Genomic DNA, 16,227 nt, shown 5'->3' with positions numbered 1-16,227 from the left:
CTCCTTCGAGCTGTGAGCGGTCGCCGATAAGGGCGACTGATTCAGGAGATTAGCAACGCATTTTGATCACATCAAGAAGTTTTGCGTTCTATTCTGAACGGTTCTGATCGTTCATCCTGATCTGTTGCGCGTTTCTCGGTAAACGCTTGCCAGGATCGACCGGGGCCGCACTTTCGCGAGAAACCATTTCGCGCATGAGACAGCACGGGTGCAGGTGAGTCTCACGGAGAATGTGGTTTCTCGCGAGCAGGCGGGCGCGGATGGTTCAGGCGCTCGCGCGGAGCACGAGCGCCGGCGACAGGAGGTCCGGTGCGGCATCCGCTCCGCCCTCGATCCGGGAGACCAGGCTGTGCACCGCCTGCTCGCCCAGGGCGTCGAAGTCCTGCCGCACGGTGGTCAGGGGCGGCTGGAACTCGGCCGCATCGGCGATGTCGTCGAAGCCGACCACGGCGACGTCGCCCGGGACGTGGCGACCGGACTCGGCGACCGCGCGCAGCGCACCGAGGGCCATCTGATCGTTGGCGGCGAAGATCGCCGTGACCTCGCCGGTCTCCAGCATCCGGTGCGCCTCACGACCGCCCGATGCCGAGGTCCAGTCTCCACGTGCGACCTCCGGAGCGGATGCGCCGGCAGCGGCGAGCGCGTCACGCCAGCCGCGCTCGCGTTCGGATGCCGCGAAGGAGTCGACGGGTCCGGCCAGATGGTGCACGGTGCGATGGCCCGCCGAGAGCAGGTGCTCGGTGGCGGTGCGCGCGCCGGCGGCGTGATCGGTGCCGATCACGGTGAAGCGCTCGTCGGGCGGGGAGTCGACGACGACCAGCCGCAACTCCGCCGCGGCAGCGTCGCGGGCGAGAGCGGTGGCCTCGTTCAGCACGATCGCGCCGTCCACGCCCTGGTCGCGCAGCCGGTCGAAGGCTTCGGAGATGTCGCCGTCGGCGCCGAGCGTCACGACGGTGAGGGCGTAGCCGCGGGATGCCGCGGATTCGGCGACCGCCTGCAGCATCCGGGAGTTGCCGACCGTCGCGAGCGTCTGCGCCACCAGACCCAGAGTGTGCGTGCGGCCGGTGCGCAGCGCGCGGGCGGCGCGGTTCGGACGGTAACCGAGATCGGCCATCGCCTGCTCCACGCGGAGTCGGGTGTCCGGATCGACCTTCGGACTGCCGTTCGCCACCCGCGACACGGTCTGCCCGGACACGCCGGCCCGTGCTGCGACCATCGCCATCGACACACGCTTCGCCTGCGGCATCCGCCCTCCTCTCTGAAGCCCGTCTGTTTGTGCCAAACGCAGGCTCTCGCACGGATTCCCGTGCGTTACGCACAAACAGACGGGCTGAATGTTGACGCTATCACGCGAGGCGCGGTACCGTGTTGACGTGAACATGCATGAGGCGGATGCCGATGAGATGGATGCCGTGCAGCTCGGCGCGGGTGTGACCAAGCGCAGCACCCTGCTGGCCGACGGACGCGAACTGTTCTACTTCGACGATCCGGGCACGACTCTCGGCGACGAGCGCAGCGCCGACACCCGCGAGCTCGATGAGCGCCCCGAGACGGCGACCATGCGGCAGGACATCCTCAGCGGCGACTGGATCACCTTCGCGACCAAGCGGCAGAACCGGGTCATGATGCCCGGCGCCGACGCCGATCCCCTGGCACCGCAGACCGCGACGAACCCGTCGGAGGTGCCGTCGCTGTACGACGTCGCCGTGTTCGAGAACCGCTCCCCCTCCTTCGGCCCCGCCCTCAACGAGGCCACCGGCGGAGTCCCCGCCGCCGTCAACCCGACCCGCGGTCTCGACGATCTCGCCGAGCTCGGCATCGGCCGCACCCGCACCAGCATCGGCCGCTGCGAGGTCGTCTGCTTCAGCCCCGAGCAGGCCGGATCCTTCGGCACGCAGTCCGTCACCCGCGCGCGCACCGTGATCGAGGCCTGGGCGGACCGCACCGCGGCACTGTCGGCGCTGTCCGGCATCGAGCAGGTCTTCCCGTTCGAGAACCGGGGCGAGGCCATCGGCGTCACGCTGCCGCATCCGCACGGCCAGATCTACGCCTATCCCTATGTGACCCCGCGCACGCAGCTGCTGCTGGACAGCATCCACCGCACCGCTCCCGACCTGATGACCCGCGTGCTCGACTCCGAGCGCGCCTCGGAGCGGGTCGTGCTGCAGGGCGAGCACTGGACGGCGTTCGTGCCGTTCGCGGCCCGCTGGCCCCTGGAGGTGCAGCTCATGCCGCACCGTCACGTGCCCGACTTCGCCGCACTGACCGACACCGAGCGGGACGAGCTCGCGCCGCTCTACCTGCGCCTGCTGCGCGGCGTGGATGCCCTGTACGAGAGCCCGACGCCGTACATCGCCGCCTGGCACCAGGCCCCCGTGCACACGGGTCGCGACACCGTGCGGATGCGTCTGGAGCTGACCAGCCCACGCCGCGCCGCCGACAAGCTGAAGTTCCTCGCCGGCTCCGAGGCCGCGATGAGCGCCTGGACCGCCGAGATCCTCCCCGAGGTCGCCGCCGAGCGCCTGCGCGCCGCGATCGACTCGGTCCCCGCCGTCTGACCCCCACGCACATTCGCGGAGATCTGCACAACTTCGGAGAGCTTCCGGCATCCGCGTCCGAGATCCTGCAGATCTCCGAAGATCTGCCATTCACACCACCCCAGGAGACATCGCATGACCGCATCGACCGCCGCCCGCGAGCAGTTCGCCGCGTCCTACGGCCGCGAGCCGGAGGGCATCTGGTCGGCACCCGGCCGGGTGAACCTGATCGGCGAGCACACCGACTACAACGAGGGCTACGTGCTGCCGTTCGCGATCCAGCACCGCACCTGCGCGGCGGTCGCGCTGAACGGCACCGACGACATCCGCGTCGAATCGACCTTCTCCGACAGCCAGGTGGTCGCGCATCTCAGCGATCTGGACGGACTCTTCCCGACCCCCGCCGGTGAGACGCCGGCCGTCCCGGAGTGGTCGGCGTACGTGCTCGGCATAGCCTGGGCGCTGCGGATGCTGAGGCCCGATGCTCCCGCTCCCGGAGTCGACATCGCGATCGCCTCCGACGTACCGGTCGGCGCGGGCCTGTCGTCCTCCGCGGCGATCGAGGGCTCGGTGGCATCCGCCCTGAACGAGCTGTGGGATCTGGGCCTGGACCCGGTCACTCTGGCGCAGGTGGGCCGCAAGGCGGAGAACGAGGCGGTCGGCGCACCCACCGGCATCATGGATCAGATGGCGTCGATGCTCGGGCAGCCCGACGCTGCGACCTTCCTGGACTGCCGCACGCTCGAGACCCGCTCCATCCCGACCGGCTTCACCGCCGCGCATCTCGAGCTGCTCGTGATCGACACCCGCGTCTCGCACGCCCACTCCACGGGCGGCTACCGCGAGCGCCGGGAGTCCTGCGAGCGCGGGGCCGAGCTGCTCGGCATCCGCGCGCTGCGCGACGCCGGCATCGACGATCTGCCGCGCGCCGCTGAACTGATGGACGACGTGACCTTCCGACGGGTGCGCCACATCCTCACAGAGAACCAGCGCGTGCTCGACACGGTCGACGCGCTCACCGCGCAGGGTCCGCGGGCGATCGGCGACCTGCTGGTGGCCTCGCACGCGTCGATGCGCGACGACTTCGAGATCTCGGCGGTCGAACTCGACGTCGCCGTCGACACCGCGCTGGCCGCGGGCGCGATCGGCGCCCGGATGACCGGCGGCGGCTTCGGCGGCTCGGCGATCGCGCTGGTCGAGCACGACGCCGTCGAGCGGGTGACGGATGCCGTCGAGCGGGCGTTCGCGGATGCCGGCTTCACCGCCCCGCACATCTTCCCGGTCTCCCCATCGGCGGGTCCGCGCCGGGACGCCTGACCCGTGACGCGAGGCCTGCGACGCCCGAGCCTGCGACGCCTGAGCGGTCATGTGGCACACATGGCCGCCCGAGAGCCCGCCGAACCGACCATGTGGCACACATGGCCGCCCGACGTTGACAGAATGAACACTGCGCAAGAGCGCAGCGGAAGGAGTCCCATGTCCTGGCTTGTCACCGGCGGTGCCGGCTACATCGGAGCGCACGTGGTGCGAGCCCTGGCAGCCGCGGGGCTGACCCCGGTCGTGCTGGACGACCTCTCCAGCGGGCGCCCGTCCTTCGTGCCGGGGGACGTGACGCTCGTCGAGGGCAGCATCCTCGATCGCGAGCTCGTCGAGAGCACTCTGCGCGAGCATGCCGTGGAGGGCGTGATCCACGTGGCCGGGTTCAAGTACGCCGGTGTCTCGGTGCAGCGACCGCTGCACACCTATGCGCAGAACGTCGAGGGCACCCGGGTGATCCTCGAGGCCATGCAGGCCGCTGACGTCGCCAACATCGTCTTCTCCTCCAGCGCCGCCGTCTTCGGCACCCCCGACGTCGACCTCGTCACCGAGGACACCGCCAAGAACCCGGCGAGCCCGTACGGCGAGTCCAAGCTGATCGGCGAGTGGCTGCTGCGCGACGAGGCCGTCGCGACCGCGGCATCCGAGACTCCCCTTCGTCACACCTCGCTGCGCTACTTCAACGTCGTGGGCTCCGCCGACCCGTCGGTCTACGACGTCAGCCCGCACAACCTCTTCCCGATCGTGTTCGAGGCGCTGCTGGCCGGCGAGACGCCGCGCATCAACGGCGACGACTACGCCACCCCCGACGGCACCAACGTGCGCGACTACGTGCACGTCGGTGACATCGCCGCGGCACACGTCGAGGCCGCGAAGCGCCTCGCGGCCGGCGAGCCCATCGAGCCCGCGTACAACCTCGGCTCCGGCGAGGGACTGAGCGTGAAGCAGATCATGGACGCCATGGTGCGCGTCACCGGCATCGACTTCGAGCCGACCATCGCACCGCGCCGCGCGGGCGACCCCGACCGGATCGTCGCGGCGGGCACCCTCGCCGCGCGCGACCTGGACTGGACCATGCGCCACACGGTCGACGAGATGGTGCGCTCGGGCTGGGAGGCCCGGCGCAACGCGGGCTGAGCGGATGCCTGACGACGGCGAGCGGATGCTGATCCGCAACGCCACGGTGGAAGACGCCCATGGACTGGCGGTCGTGCACGTGCGGTCATGGCAGGAGGCCTACCGCGGCCTGATGCCGCAGGACGTGCTCGACAACCTGTCGATCGCCGAGCGAGAGGCGAACTGGGCGCGGTTCATGGCGGATTCCGAGCGCAGCTCCCGCACCCTGGTGGTCGAGCGCGACGGCGAGATCGTCGGCTGGGCCGGCTACGGTGCCGCCAGGGATGAGGATGCCGTGGGCAGCGGCGAACTGTGGGGCATCTACGCGCATCCTTCGGCGTGGTCGCGCGGCGTGGGTCACCTCCTGATCGGCGCCGTCGAAGATGCGCTGCGCGCCGAGGGCCACGCTGTCGCGTACCTGTGGGTGCTGGAGGGCAACGACCGCGCCGCCGCGTTCTACGAGCGGCACGGCTGGGCATCCGACGGCGGCGAGAAGGTCGACCGACGCCCGGGGCTGGTGCTGCGCGAGCGCCGGCACGTGAAGCGGCTGGCGTGAGGCATCCGCTCGACGCCGGCCCGAACAGTCCAGAACGGTCGACGCAGGCTTCGGGCACAACCCCTTCCGACGCGACGAGTGCGGAGTTACACTCAGCGCAGGGACCTCATCCGCGCGCCTGAGCGGCGTGGCGTTGTGCTGGGCCGACGCGAGGATGACAACCCCCAGAGCTGAGGCTCAACATGTTCGAAAAACTGATGGCGACGGCCGTTCTTCCTGCAACGGATCTCGACCGCGCGAAGAAGTGGTGGCACGACGTCCTCGGTCGTGACCCGATCCACACCGAAGCCGAGAGCGGCAACCTGTTCTACGACGTCAGCGGCTGTGTGGTGCTCGTGTACAAGACCGATTTCGCCGGCACTGCACAGAACACGGCGTTCAACTTCGTGACCGACAATCTCGACCGCGACGCCACAGCGCTGCGCACGCACGGGGTGGTCTTCCATGACTACGACATGCCGGGGCTCAAGACCGTCGACGGAATCGCGGAACTGGGCGACGAGCGTGCCGCGTGGTTCAGCGACAGCGAGGGCAACATCATGTCGATCGCTCAACCCGACGCCGCGATGCGGGACATGATCATGCAGAGGATGCACCTGGCCGGCTGATTCCGGACGCACAACGACATCGCGCGGCTGCCGGCGCACCGCAAGTAGCCTGGATGCATGGCCGGACGAGGTGCGCACGATCAGGACGAGCAGCGGAACGCAGAGCCACCGATCGCGCAGACCGCAGAGGGACCGGTGCGCGGCATCCGGCGCGACGACGGGTCGAGCGTGTTCCTCGGCATCCCTTATGCCGCACCGCCCACCGGCAAGCGCCGCTACCTGCCTCCGCAGCCGGTCGCCCCGTGGACTGAGCCCCGCGACGCCGCGCAGTTCGGTGCGACGCCGCAGCGCCGCGAGGAGACGGCAGCGATCATCCCCGAGCCGAGCATCGCCGGCGCGGAGACCCTGAATCTCAACGTCTTCACGCCCGGGCTCGACGGCTCGCGGCCGGTGATGGTGTGGATCCACGGCGGCGGATATTCCTCGGGCTCGATCGCGAGTCCCTGGTACGACGGGGGCCCCTTCACGCGCGAAGGAATCGTGACCGTCTCGATCTCGTACCGGCTCGGCTTCGACGGTTTCGGCGTGATCGACGGCGTGCCGGACAACCGCGGCGTGCGCGACTGGATCGCAGCACTCGAGTGGGTGCAGCGCAACATCGCTTCCTTCGGCGGCGACCCGGATCGGGTCACGATCGCGGGGCACTCCGCCGGCGGCGGGGCGGTGCTGACGCTGTTGGGGATGCCGGCGGCGCAGCACCTGTTCCACGCGGGGATGTCGTTCAGCGGAGCCCTCGGAGACCTGCCGCGGGAACTGGTGCGGCAGCGCAGCATCCGTCTCGCCGAGCTCGTCGGAACCCCGCCGACCCTGGACGGGTACCGCGCGGTGAAGGAGCGGCAGCTGACGCGTCACCAGTACGAGGCGTCATTGCTGGGCAAGTCGCGGCTGGCCGAGGCGACGGCGCCGCTCGTCGACGGACTGCCGTGGGGTCCCGTGATCGACGGCGAGCTGATCACCAGGCCCACCATCCACTCGTACGCCGCCGGCGTCGGCGCCGACAAGCCGCTGCTGCTCGGAGCCACCGACGACGAGTTCACGATGGGCTTCGAATCCGTGCCGCGGATGCTGCGCTGGGTGCCTGCGCGACTCGCGCTGCGCGTTCTGGAGAGGACCGGAGCCCTGCGCCGCAGCTGGCTGAAGGCGAATCGGGCCCGCCGCGGACTGGTGCCGGTGCTGGGGCGGTTCGTGGCCGACCGGATCTTCCGGTCCGTGGTCGTTCGCGCCGCGGAGGCGCGACGGGATGCCGGCACCTGGACGTACCGGTTCGCGTGGGTGTCTCCGGTGAACGGCTGGTCCCATCACTGCCTGGACGTGCCGTTCTGGTTCGACTGCCTGGATGCCGAGCGCGTGGCCGACATCGCGGGCGACGATCCTCCTGCGGGACTGGCCGATGATATGCACGCTGCCGCGGTCGCCTTCGTGCAGGGCGGTGATCCGGGATGGCCCGCATGGCGCACCGAACCCGGCATCACGCGCGTGTTCGGCGACCAACCCGCGCTGTCGCGCTCGGCCTACGACGACGCGCTGCCCCTGGTCTGAGGCGGTCGCGCGGCGGCATCCCCCAGCCCACGTTCGCAGGTCACAACACGCCGCAACCCACGCCGGGATGCGACCCTACGCGCCCTGCGAAGCGCGAGGCACGCGGCGCCCACGGCATCCCACCCGCCTTCGCAGGGCGCAACACGCCGCAACCCACGCCGGGATGCGACCATACGCGCCCTGCGAAGCGCGAGGGCAAGCCCCGCGCTCAGCGCACGGGCGTCAGCAGCGGGATCTCGTGGCGGTGCGGGGTGCCGAAGCGGTGCGCGGTGATCGACACGGCCTGCTCGCGCAGGAATGTCAGCAGCTCCACGCGGCCGGCCGAGACGACCGGGTTCGCGTAGATCGCCAGGCTCGGGGAGCCGTCGACGGCGGATGCTGTGGCAGCGGCATCCGTTCCGATCAGGCGCACGCGCGACCCGGCGGCGGCCAGGCGGCGGGCGTGCACGGCCCAGGCCGTGGCATCCTCGGTCACCACGGTCACGTCGTGCGCTCCCAGCCAGGTGACGATCGCGGCGGGCAGGGCGGATGCCGCGCTCACGGTCACCCGTGAGCGCGCGCGCACGCCGGCCGCTGCGACGCGGATCAGCTCGGCGACCCGGGCGCCCTCGTAACGGAGCGTGACGGGCAGCGCCTGGTAGCGCAGCGCGTTCTGCTCGGTGACCAGGCCCGTGGCATCGCGGACGACTCCGAATTCCGAGCCCCAGGCGTCGATGTCCGTGGCGAGCGCGCCGCGCAACCAGGCGGCATCCTCACCCTCGGTCACCATGGCCGCGGCCGAGAGGCCCAGCTCATCCAGCGGGCGGGTGGTCGTGGTCGCGGCATCCGTCCAATCCGAGAGGCCGACGAGGTAGTTCGGGCCGCCGGCCTTTGACCCGGCGCCTACGGCGGCCTTCTTCCAGCCGCCGAACGGCTGGCGCTGCACGATCGCACCGGTGGTGCCGCGGTTGACGTACACGTTCCCGGCCTGGACGTTCGCCAGCCACTGCTGGACCTCGTCCTCGTCCAGCGAATGGATGCCGCTGGTCAACCCGTAATCGATGTCGTTGACGATGTCGATGGCCTCGGTCAGCGTCTCGGCGGTCATGACGCCCAGCACGGGGCCGAAGTACTCGACGCGGTGGAACTCGCTGCCACGGGCGACGCCCTCGCGGATGCCGGGGGCCCACAGCTGCCCGTCCTCGTCGAGCTTCTCGGGCTTCAGCATCCAGGACTGACCCGGGTGCAGCTCGGTGAGCGCACCCAGGAGCTTCCCGGAAGCGGGGCCGATCAGCGGACCGATGCGGGTCGAGCCGTCCTCGGGAGCACCGACCTCGTAGGAGCGCACGGCGTCGACGAGCTGACGGCGGAAGCGCTCCGACTTCGCGGCCGAGCCGACCAGCACCACGAGCGATGCGGCCGAGCACTTCTGTCCGGCGTGACCGAACGCCGAGTAGGCGACGTCCTTCGCGGCGAGGTCGAGGTCGGCCGAGGGGGTGACGATGATGGCATTCTTGCCGCTGGTCTCGGCGAGCAGCGGCAGGTCCTGGCGGAAGCCGCGGAACAGCTCGGCGGTCTCGAAGCCGCCGGTGAGGATGACGCGGCCGACGGCCGGGTCGCTGACCAGCTGGGTGCCCAGGTCGCGTCCGTCGAGCTGCACGTACTGCAGCACATCGCGCGGCACGCCGGCCTCCCAGAGGGCCTCGATCATGACGGCGCCGGAGCGGCGTGCCTGGCGGGCGGGCTTGATGATCACCGGAGAGCCGGTGGCGAGAGCCGCCAGAGTGGAGCCGGCGGGGATCGCGACGGGGAAGTTCCACGGCGGGGTGACGACGGTCAGCCCGACCGGGCTCATGACCGCACCGTCGACGTCGGCGAGCTTCTTGGCGCTCTCGGCGTAGTAGTGCGCGAAGTCGATGGCCTCGGAGACCTCGGGGTCGCCCTGCTCGATGACCTTGCCCGCCTCGGAGCCCATCACCTCGAGCAGGTCGGCACGGCGCGCCTCGAGCACGTCGCCCGCGCGGTGCAGGATCTCGGCGCGACCGGCGGCGCCCAGTGCGCGCCAGGCCTCGCCCGCCGCGACGCCGGCGGCGATGCGCTCGGAGACCTCGTCGGCGGTCGAGAGGGTGTTCGTCGCGACCGTGTCGTCACCGAGCGTCGAGGCGACCATCCGCGAGCGGATCGCGTCGGCCCACACGCGGTTGGCGGCCAGCGACGGGTCCGTGTCGGGGGTGTTCGTGAAGCCGTCGCGCTGCGCGGGTGCGGGCGGCAGCTGGCGGTTCTGGGTGCGGTTGGGGCCGGGGACCTCGGCGGGGATGCCGGCGACGGATGCCAGGAAGCGCTGCTTCTCGCGGTCGAACAGCGCCGGGTCGGCGTCGAGGTCGAAGACGGCCGACATGAAGTTCTCGTGGCTCGCGCCCTCTTCGAGACGGCGGATCAGGTAGGCGATCGCGACGTCGAACTCGTCAGGGTGCACGACGGGCGTGTAGAGCAGCAGCGACCCGACGGTGCGCTTGACGACCTCGGCCTGCGCGGACGCCATGCCCAGCAGCATCTCGAACTCGATGCCGTCCTGGACGCCGCGCTTGGAGGCGAGCAGCCAGGCCAGGGCGATGTCGAAGAGGTTGTGGCCGGCGACGCCGATGCGCACGTTGCCGATGTGGTCGGGGCGCAGCGCGTACTCGAGCACGGCCTTGTACGAGGAGTCCGACTCCTGCTTGCTCGACCAGGTCGCCAGCTCCCAGCCGTGGGTCTCGGCATCCACGGTCTCCATGGGCAGGTTGGCGCCCTTGACGACGCGCACCTTGATGGGCGCGCCGCCGTCGGCGACGCGCTTCGCCGCCCACTCCTGCAGGCGGATCATGGCGGAGAGGGCGTCGGGCAGGTAGGCCTGCAGCACGATGCCGGCCTCGAGATCGTGGAACTCCGGACGGTCGAGGATGCTGGTGAAGACCGCGATCGTGAGGTCGAGGTCCTTGTACTCCTCCATGTCGAGGTTGATGAACTTCTTCGCCCCGCTCGCGGGGCGGGCGGCGATCTCGTACAGCGGGTGCAGTGCCTCGGATGCCTCGGCGACGGCCTGCTCGAAAGCCCACGGGCTGTGCGGGGCGACGGTGGAGGACACCTTGATGGAGACGTAGTCCACGTCGTCGCGCAGCAGCAGACGACGGGTGCCCTCCAGGCGGCGCTCAGCCTCGTCCTTGCCGAGGATGGCCTCGCCGAGCAGGTTGATGTTGAGATTGACTCCCTGCGTGTCGCGGATGTGCTTGATCGCGGCGCCGAGCTTCTCGTCGCGGGCATCGACGATCAGGTGGCGCACCATCTGGCGCAGAACGGCGCGGGCCGAGGGGACCACGATGCCGGGGAGCATGCCGGCGGTGGCGCCGCCGAGTCCGATCGCGCCGCGCATGATCGCGGGCAGGAACGCGGGGGTCAGCGGCACGAGCTCCTTGAGCTTGGCAGCGGCGACCTTCAGGTCCTCGGGGCGCACGACGCCGTCGACGAAGCCGACCGTGAAGTCCAGACCGTTGGGGTCGCGCAGCACGCCCGCGAGGCGCTCGCCGGCGGCATCCACCGGCACGGCGCGGCTGTCGACCAGCCACTTCTTGACCAGCGCGACGGCGTCGTCGGCCAGTTCGGTGAGGTCGGAGAGAACGGCGTCGGTGGCGCGCACGGGGGTGGTCATGTTCTCAGGATGCCTCCCCGAACTCACTATGAAAAGCGATGTTTTGTGAAGGATAATGTTCGTTGGAACCGAATGAATCGAGGAGACCCGATGTTCGAGCTGAGACGGCTGCGATTGCTGCACGAGCTGGCGCTGCGCGGCACCATCGCCGAGGTCGCCGCGTCCCTGTCCTACTCCCCCTCGACGGTGTCCCAGCAGCTGTCCCTGCTGGAGCGCGAAGCCGGGGTGACGCTGCTGGAACCGGACGGCAGGAGGGTGCGGCTGACCCCGCAGGGGCGGATGCTGGCGCAGCACGCGGCCCGGGCGCTGGAGCTCGATGAGGCTGCGCGCGCCGAGCTCGTCGGCACACCCGGATGGGAGCCGGTGCGCGTGTCGGCGATGCCGACCGCGGCGCAGACCATCGTTCCCGCGGCACTGACGATGCTGGCCGAGTCGTTTCCCGAACTGCGGGTCGAACTGACGGAGATGCCTCCCGAGGAGAGCCTGTTCGAACTATGGGCGCGGCGCTTCGACCTGGTGATCGCCGAGCAGTACCCCGGGCACACCCGCGAACGCCGCGACGGCGTGGAGCACGAGCTGCTCGGCGAGGACCCCATCCGCATCGCCCTGCCTCCGGCGGAGCAGGCTTCAGCGCTTCGGAACCTGCACGACCGCGCCTGGGTGATGGAGCCCGAGGGGACGGCGGCGCGGCAGTGGGCGGTGCAGCAGTGCCGGGCGGCCGGCTTCGAGCCCGACGTGCGCTTCGAGGCCACCGATCTGACCGCGCATGTGCGGCTGGTGGCATCCGGTCATGCCGTCGGGATGCTCCCCGACCTGATCTGGGGCGAGGAGCCCAGCCCGCTGACGGTCGCCGACCTGCCCGGCTCGCCGGTGCGCGAGGTGTTCACCGCCGTGCGCGCGTCATCCCGAGCCGACGAATCCGTGTCCCTGGTGCGCACGGCACTGCGCGACGCGTTCGCCGCCCACCGCCGCGTCGCCCCGTAGAGCCCGTGTATATGGCGCAAACTGCCCTGAAAACGCGCGAAACAGGGCAGTTCGCGCCACATAGACGGGCTTGGGGTAGGGGTCGGGGGTCAGGGGGTGCGGACGGTCGCGTGCGGGATCCGCTCGCGCATCACCCGGACGGCCTCCGGACTCGAGTCGACCAGCACCGCGTCGCGGCCCAGGGCGGATGCCACGGCGCCGGTCGTCCCGGATCCGGCGAACAGGTCGAGCACCCGATCGCCGGGCCGGCTGGATGCCTGCACGATGCGCCGCAGAATGCCCTCGGGCTTCTGCGTCGGGTAGCCGGTCTTCTCGCGCCCGGACGTCGGCACGATCGTGTGCCACCAGACATCGGTGGGCAGCTTGCCGCGGGCGGCCTTCTCGGGCGTCACGAGCCCCGGCGCCATGTACGGTTCGCGATCCACGGCATCCGAATCGAAGAAGTACTCCCGCGGATTCTTCACGTACACCAGGATCGTGTCGTGCTTGGTGGGCCAGCGACTGCGGGACTTCGCGCCGTAGTCGTACGCCCAGATCAGCTCATTCAGGAACGAGTCCCGCCCGAACACGGCATCCATCATGACCTTGGCGTAGTGCGCCTCACGGTAGTCCAGGTGCAGGTACAGGGTTCCGTCATCGGCCAGCAGCCGCCACGCCTCCTCGAGGCGGGGCATGAGGAACTCGCCGTAGTCGTCGAAGCGGTCGTCGTACGTGCGAAGCATCCCCCGCACCCGCTCGTAGGCGTGCCCGTGGAAGCCGTGCCGCACCTCGCGTGCGGATTCGCGATCGGTGGACTCGGCGCCGCTGCGCCGCGCGGTGACCACCTGCCGCTCCTGCGTGCGGCCGGTGTTGAACGGCGGGTCCAGGTAGACGAGGGTGAAGGATCCGGATGCCAGGGATGCCGCGACCTCGAGGTTGTCGCCCTCGATGATCTCGACGGCGCCCGGCTTCGTGGCCCCATCCGCGCTCGGGGCTCCGCGCGGAGAAATGCGCTGCGCGCGGGCGGAATCCGCGGATTCCTCCGCGGCAGGCGCAGTCTCCCGCGACTGGCGCGCGGCGACGGCGCCCGGCCCGGACAGGAGCGACTCGGGGGACTCAGTAGTCACGGCACACGGCGATCAAGGAACACGGTGCAGCCAGGCGTCGGTCGAGAACTTCGATTCGACCAGCGCCTCGGCATCCGCATACTCGTCGGCGGTGATCGCACCGTCCACCGCGCCGGTCAGCCCGCGGAACGTCTCCTTGAAGCGCTCGATGATCTCGCTGCGCTCCATGCCGGTCTGGGTGCGCAGCGGGTCGACCCGCTTCGCGGCGGACACCGTGCCCTTGTCGCTGAGCTTCTCACGGCCGATGCGCAGCACCTCGGTCATTGTCTGACCGTCGATGTCGTACGAGATGGTGGCGTGATGCAGCACTCCGCCGTTGGCGAGTCGCTTCTGCGCGGCACCGCCGATCTTGCCGGTCGGCGAGGCGATGTCGTTGAGCGGCTGATAAGTCGCGTCGATGCCGATCGAGCGCAGCGCCTGCAGTACCCAGTCGTCCAGGAACGCGTACGAGTCGGCGAAGGTCATGCCCTGCACGAGGGCCCCCGGCACGTACAGCGAGTAGGTGATGATCTGACCTGCGGCCATCATCATCGCGCCGCCGCCGGAGATGCGGCGGACCACGTCGAATCCGTGACGAGCGGCGCCTTCGGGGTCGACTTCATTCCGGTACGACTGGAACGAGCCGATCACCACGGCGGACTGGTCCCATTCCCAGATGCGCAGCGTGGGGCGGCGCAGACCGCGACCGACCCGATCGGTGAGCACCTCGTCCAGCGCCAGGTTCAGCTGCGGCGAGACGGCCTTCTCGTGCACGATCTCCCAGTCGAAGTCGCGCCAGCCCGGCGCGGTCACCAGGGCTCGTCGCACCACGGTGCCGACCGCTTCGGGCGTGAAGCCCAGCAGCTGCGCCCCGTCGGGCAGGGCTCCGCGCACGGCGGCGGCGATGGTGGATGCGTCGGCTTCCACCGGCATCCCCTCGACCGCGGCGTTGATCGCCTCGAGAGCCGTGTCCGGCTCGAGGAAGAAGTCGCCCGCGAGACGGAAGTCTCGGATCAGACCGTCCTGCACCTCGAGATCGACGACGACGAGCTTTCCACCGGGAACCTTGTACTCACCATGCACGGCTCCAGCTTAACCGCGCGCGCCTCGGTCCCGCGCGGGCACGTGCTTGTCGAGCCAGGCGAGCACGTCGGCGCGCACCTCGTCCTGCTGCCAACTCGTTGAAGATCTCGTGCCGTGCGTCGGCGTAGACCAGGGTGGTCACGTCGGTCAGGCCGGAGCGAGTGCGGTACGCGTCGGCGAGCTTGTGCACGCTGCGCGGCCCGCCGACCGGGTCGTCGCGTCCGACGAGCAGCAGCAGCGGAACGTCGTGACCGAGATCCTTGGCGGGCCGCCCGTACAGCCGCGCCGCCTCGATGGGTCCGAACAGCTTCAGCAGCGGCACCTCGGTGGTGAGCGGGTCGTCGTGGAACGCCTGCCACACGGCGGCGTCGCGCGAGAGCCACTCCAGCCCGTCGGCATCCGGCCCCTTCCACCGCGCGTTCAGCGGCGCGGCGTTGAGGTCGGTCGGGGTGAGGTACGCCGACCCGCTGAGGATGACGGCGTCGTAGGCCTCGGGATGCTGATTCAGCAGCTTCTGCGCGAGGAACGATCCCCAGGAGTGTCCGAGAAGCACCAGTGGCAGGTCGGGATGCTCAGCACGGGCGACCTCGGTCACCTGCCGGCATCCATCGATCGCGGCACGCATGCCGCCGCGCCCGAGCCGTCCGAGCTTCTCCGGTCCGCCGTGCTGACGGATGCCGGTGCGGCCATGCCCGCGGTGGTCGTCGGCGTAGACGTGGAAGCCCGCGCCGGTGAGCGCCTCGATCAGCGCGCCGTAGCGGCCGGCGTGCTCGCCGACCCCGTGCAGCAGTTGCACGACCCCGCGCGCCTCGCCCGCCGCCTCGTGCACGTCGTAGACGATGGCGATCCCGTGGGCATCGAGCAACTCCGCTGTTCTGGTCATGTCGACGAGTCTACGGAGGCAGCAGTGCAGCCGTCAGGCCACTGACTCCGAGTGACGCAGGGCCGCGACGATCGCTTCGGCCGTCTCGCGATCGGTGACCTCGTGGCAGCCGATCCCCTCGCTCGCCGATCCCATCCGCACGCTGCCCGCGGAGGGGATCGCGCGCTTCGCGGAGAAGTGCACCGCGTCGACTCCGGATGCCGCGATGGCGGCGACGACGGAGGCGTCGATGCCTCCGCCGGCCATGACCTCGATCGCCCCGTCGGCCTCGGTGACGAGCGCACGCAGCACGTCCCGTCCGTCGAACGCGCAGGATGCGCCTCCAGAGCTGAGCACCCGGCGCACTCCGAGCTCCCGTGCCGTCCGCAGCGTCGCGAGCGGGGCGGGAGTCACGTCGATGACGCGGTGCAGCGTGACGGATGCTCCGCCCGCGGCCGCCATGATGCGGGCGAGACCATCCGTGTCGAGAGAGCCGGACGCATCCTGGCATCCGACCACGACACCTCGCGCACCCGCCGCGAGGACGCGACGCACGTCGCGCGCGACCACGTCGATCTCATCCGAGTCGTACTGGAAGTCGCCGGCACGCGGACGGACGAGGACGTGCACCTCGGTGCTGCTGCCCTCCGCCTCCTCCAGCACGCTCTCCAGCGTTCCTCGCGACGGCGTCAGTCCACCCAGCGCGAGCGCTTGCGCGAGCTCGACCCGCGCCGCGCCGAGGTCGCGCGCGATGCGCATGCCCGCGACGTTCTGGACGGCGAGTTCGAACTCCGGCGACATGAGAATGATTTTCTCACCCTGCGCGCGAAATCCCTACATCGTGAACATTCTTTTCATAGGAGCATCCGATCGATA

The 16,227-nt window shown here is 70.2% G+C and carries 12 protein-coding genes and 1 pseudogene; 7 read left to right on the top strand and 6 right to left on the bottom strand.

The window, feature by feature from the left end; all coding sequences use genetic code 11:
• Positions 1-265: 265 nt before the first annotated feature.
• Positions 266-1,246 (bottom strand): LacI family DNA-binding transcriptional regulator, encoded by a 981-nt coding sequence (locus QF046_RS14380; protein ID WP_307371049.1) that lies wholly within the window; start codon positions 1,244-1,246, stop codon positions 266-268.
• A gap of 133 nt (positions 1,247-1,379) precedes the next feature.
• Here QF046_RS14380 and galT point away from each other — a divergent pair, with 133 nt between their 5' ends.
• The 6 genes from galT (at position 1,380) to QF046_RS14350 (ending at position 7,673) form a co-directional block, all read left to right on the top strand.
• Positions 1,380-2,558: a galactose-1-phosphate uridylyltransferase gene (gene galT, locus QF046_RS14375; RefSeq protein ID WP_307372867.1), complete on the top strand. Its 1,179-nt coding sequence runs from the start codon at positions 1,380-1,382 to the stop codon at positions 2,556-2,558.
• Between the two features lie 114 nt (positions 2,559-2,672).
• The gene (gene galK, locus QF046_RS14370; RefSeq protein WP_307371047.1) at positions 2,673-3,854 is read left to right on the top strand and encodes a galactokinase; all 1,182 of its coding nucleotides are present in this window, start codon (positions 2,673-2,675) and stop codon (positions 3,852-3,854) included.
• Between the two features lie 159 nt (positions 3,855-4,013).
• Positions 4,014-4,991 (top strand): UDP-glucose 4-epimerase GalE, encoded by a 978-nt coding sequence (galE, locus tag QF046_RS14365; RefSeq protein ID WP_307371045.1) that lies wholly within the window; start codon positions 4,014-4,016, stop codon positions 4,989-4,991.
• Between the two features lie 4 nt (positions 4,992-4,995).
• A complete protein-coding gene (locus QF046_RS14360) occupies positions 4,996-5,526 on the top strand; it encodes a GNAT family N-acetyltransferase (RefSeq protein ID WP_307371043.1) in 531 nt (176 codons plus the stop codon).
• Between the two features lie 182 nt (positions 5,527-5,708).
• Positions 5,709-6,134: a VOC family protein gene (locus QF046_RS14355; protein WP_307371041.1), complete on the top strand. Its 426-nt coding sequence runs from the start codon at positions 5,709-5,711 to the stop codon at positions 6,132-6,134.
• 57 nt (positions 6,135-6,191) lie between these two features.
• The gene (locus QF046_RS14350; protein ID WP_307371038.1) at positions 6,192-7,673 is read left to right on the top strand and encodes a carboxylesterase/lipase family protein; all 1,482 of its coding nucleotides are present in this window, start codon (positions 6,192-6,194) and stop codon (positions 7,671-7,673) included.
• Between the two features lie 208 nt (positions 7,674-7,881).
• Here QF046_RS14350 and QF046_RS14345 read toward each other — a convergent pair whose 3' ends face one another.
• Complete coding sequence (locus QF046_RS14345) at positions 7,882-11,337, bottom strand: bifunctional proline dehydrogenase/L-glutamate gamma-semialdehyde dehydrogenase (RefSeq protein ID WP_307371036.1); 3,456 nt, start codon at positions 11,335-11,337, stop codon at positions 7,882-7,884.
• A gap of 90 nt (positions 11,338-11,427) precedes the next feature.
• Between QF046_RS14345 and QF046_RS14340 the strand changes: the two genes are divergently transcribed.
• Positions 11,428-12,321 carry a LysR family transcriptional regulator gene (locus tag QF046_RS14340; RefSeq protein ID WP_307371033.1) on the top strand — a complete coding sequence of 298 codons (894 nt, stop codon included), beginning with the start codon at positions 11,428-11,430 and terminating at the stop codon, positions 12,319-12,321.
• 89 nt (positions 12,322-12,410) lie between these two features.
• On the opposite strand, the gene QF046_RS14335 is transcribed toward QF046_RS14340, so the two are convergent.
• From QF046_RS14335 to QF046_RS14320, 4 genes and pseudogenes are all read right to left on the bottom strand, one after another.
• A complete protein-coding gene (locus tag QF046_RS14335; RefSeq protein ID WP_373425761.1) occupies positions 12,411-13,253 on the bottom strand; it encodes a site-specific DNA-methyltransferase in 843 nt (280 codons plus the stop codon).
• A gap of 186 nt (positions 13,254-13,439) precedes the next feature.
• On the bottom strand, positions 13,440-14,489 hold the full coding sequence (locus QF046_RS14330; RefSeq protein WP_307371031.1) for a lipoate--protein ligase family protein: 1,050 nt from the start codon (positions 14,487-14,489) through the stop codon (positions 13,440-13,442).
• A gap of 9 nt (positions 14,490-14,498) precedes the next feature.
• A pseudogene (locus QF046_RS14325) lies at positions 14,499-15,372 on the bottom strand (alpha/beta fold hydrolase).
• 33 nt (positions 15,373-15,405) lie between these two features.
• Positions 15,406-16,152 (bottom strand): copper homeostasis protein CutC, encoded by a 747-nt coding sequence (locus QF046_RS14320; protein WP_307371029.1) that lies wholly within the window; start codon positions 16,150-16,152, stop codon positions 15,406-15,408.
• Positions 16,153-16,227: the final 75 nt, after the last annotated feature.

It is taken from the genome of Microbacterium sp. W4I4, from assembly GCF_030816235.1.
Lineage (GTDB): Bacteria > Actinomycetota > Actinomycetes > Actinomycetales > Microbacteriaceae > Microbacterium.
This window is presented reverse-complemented; position numbering and strand designations above follow the sequence as displayed.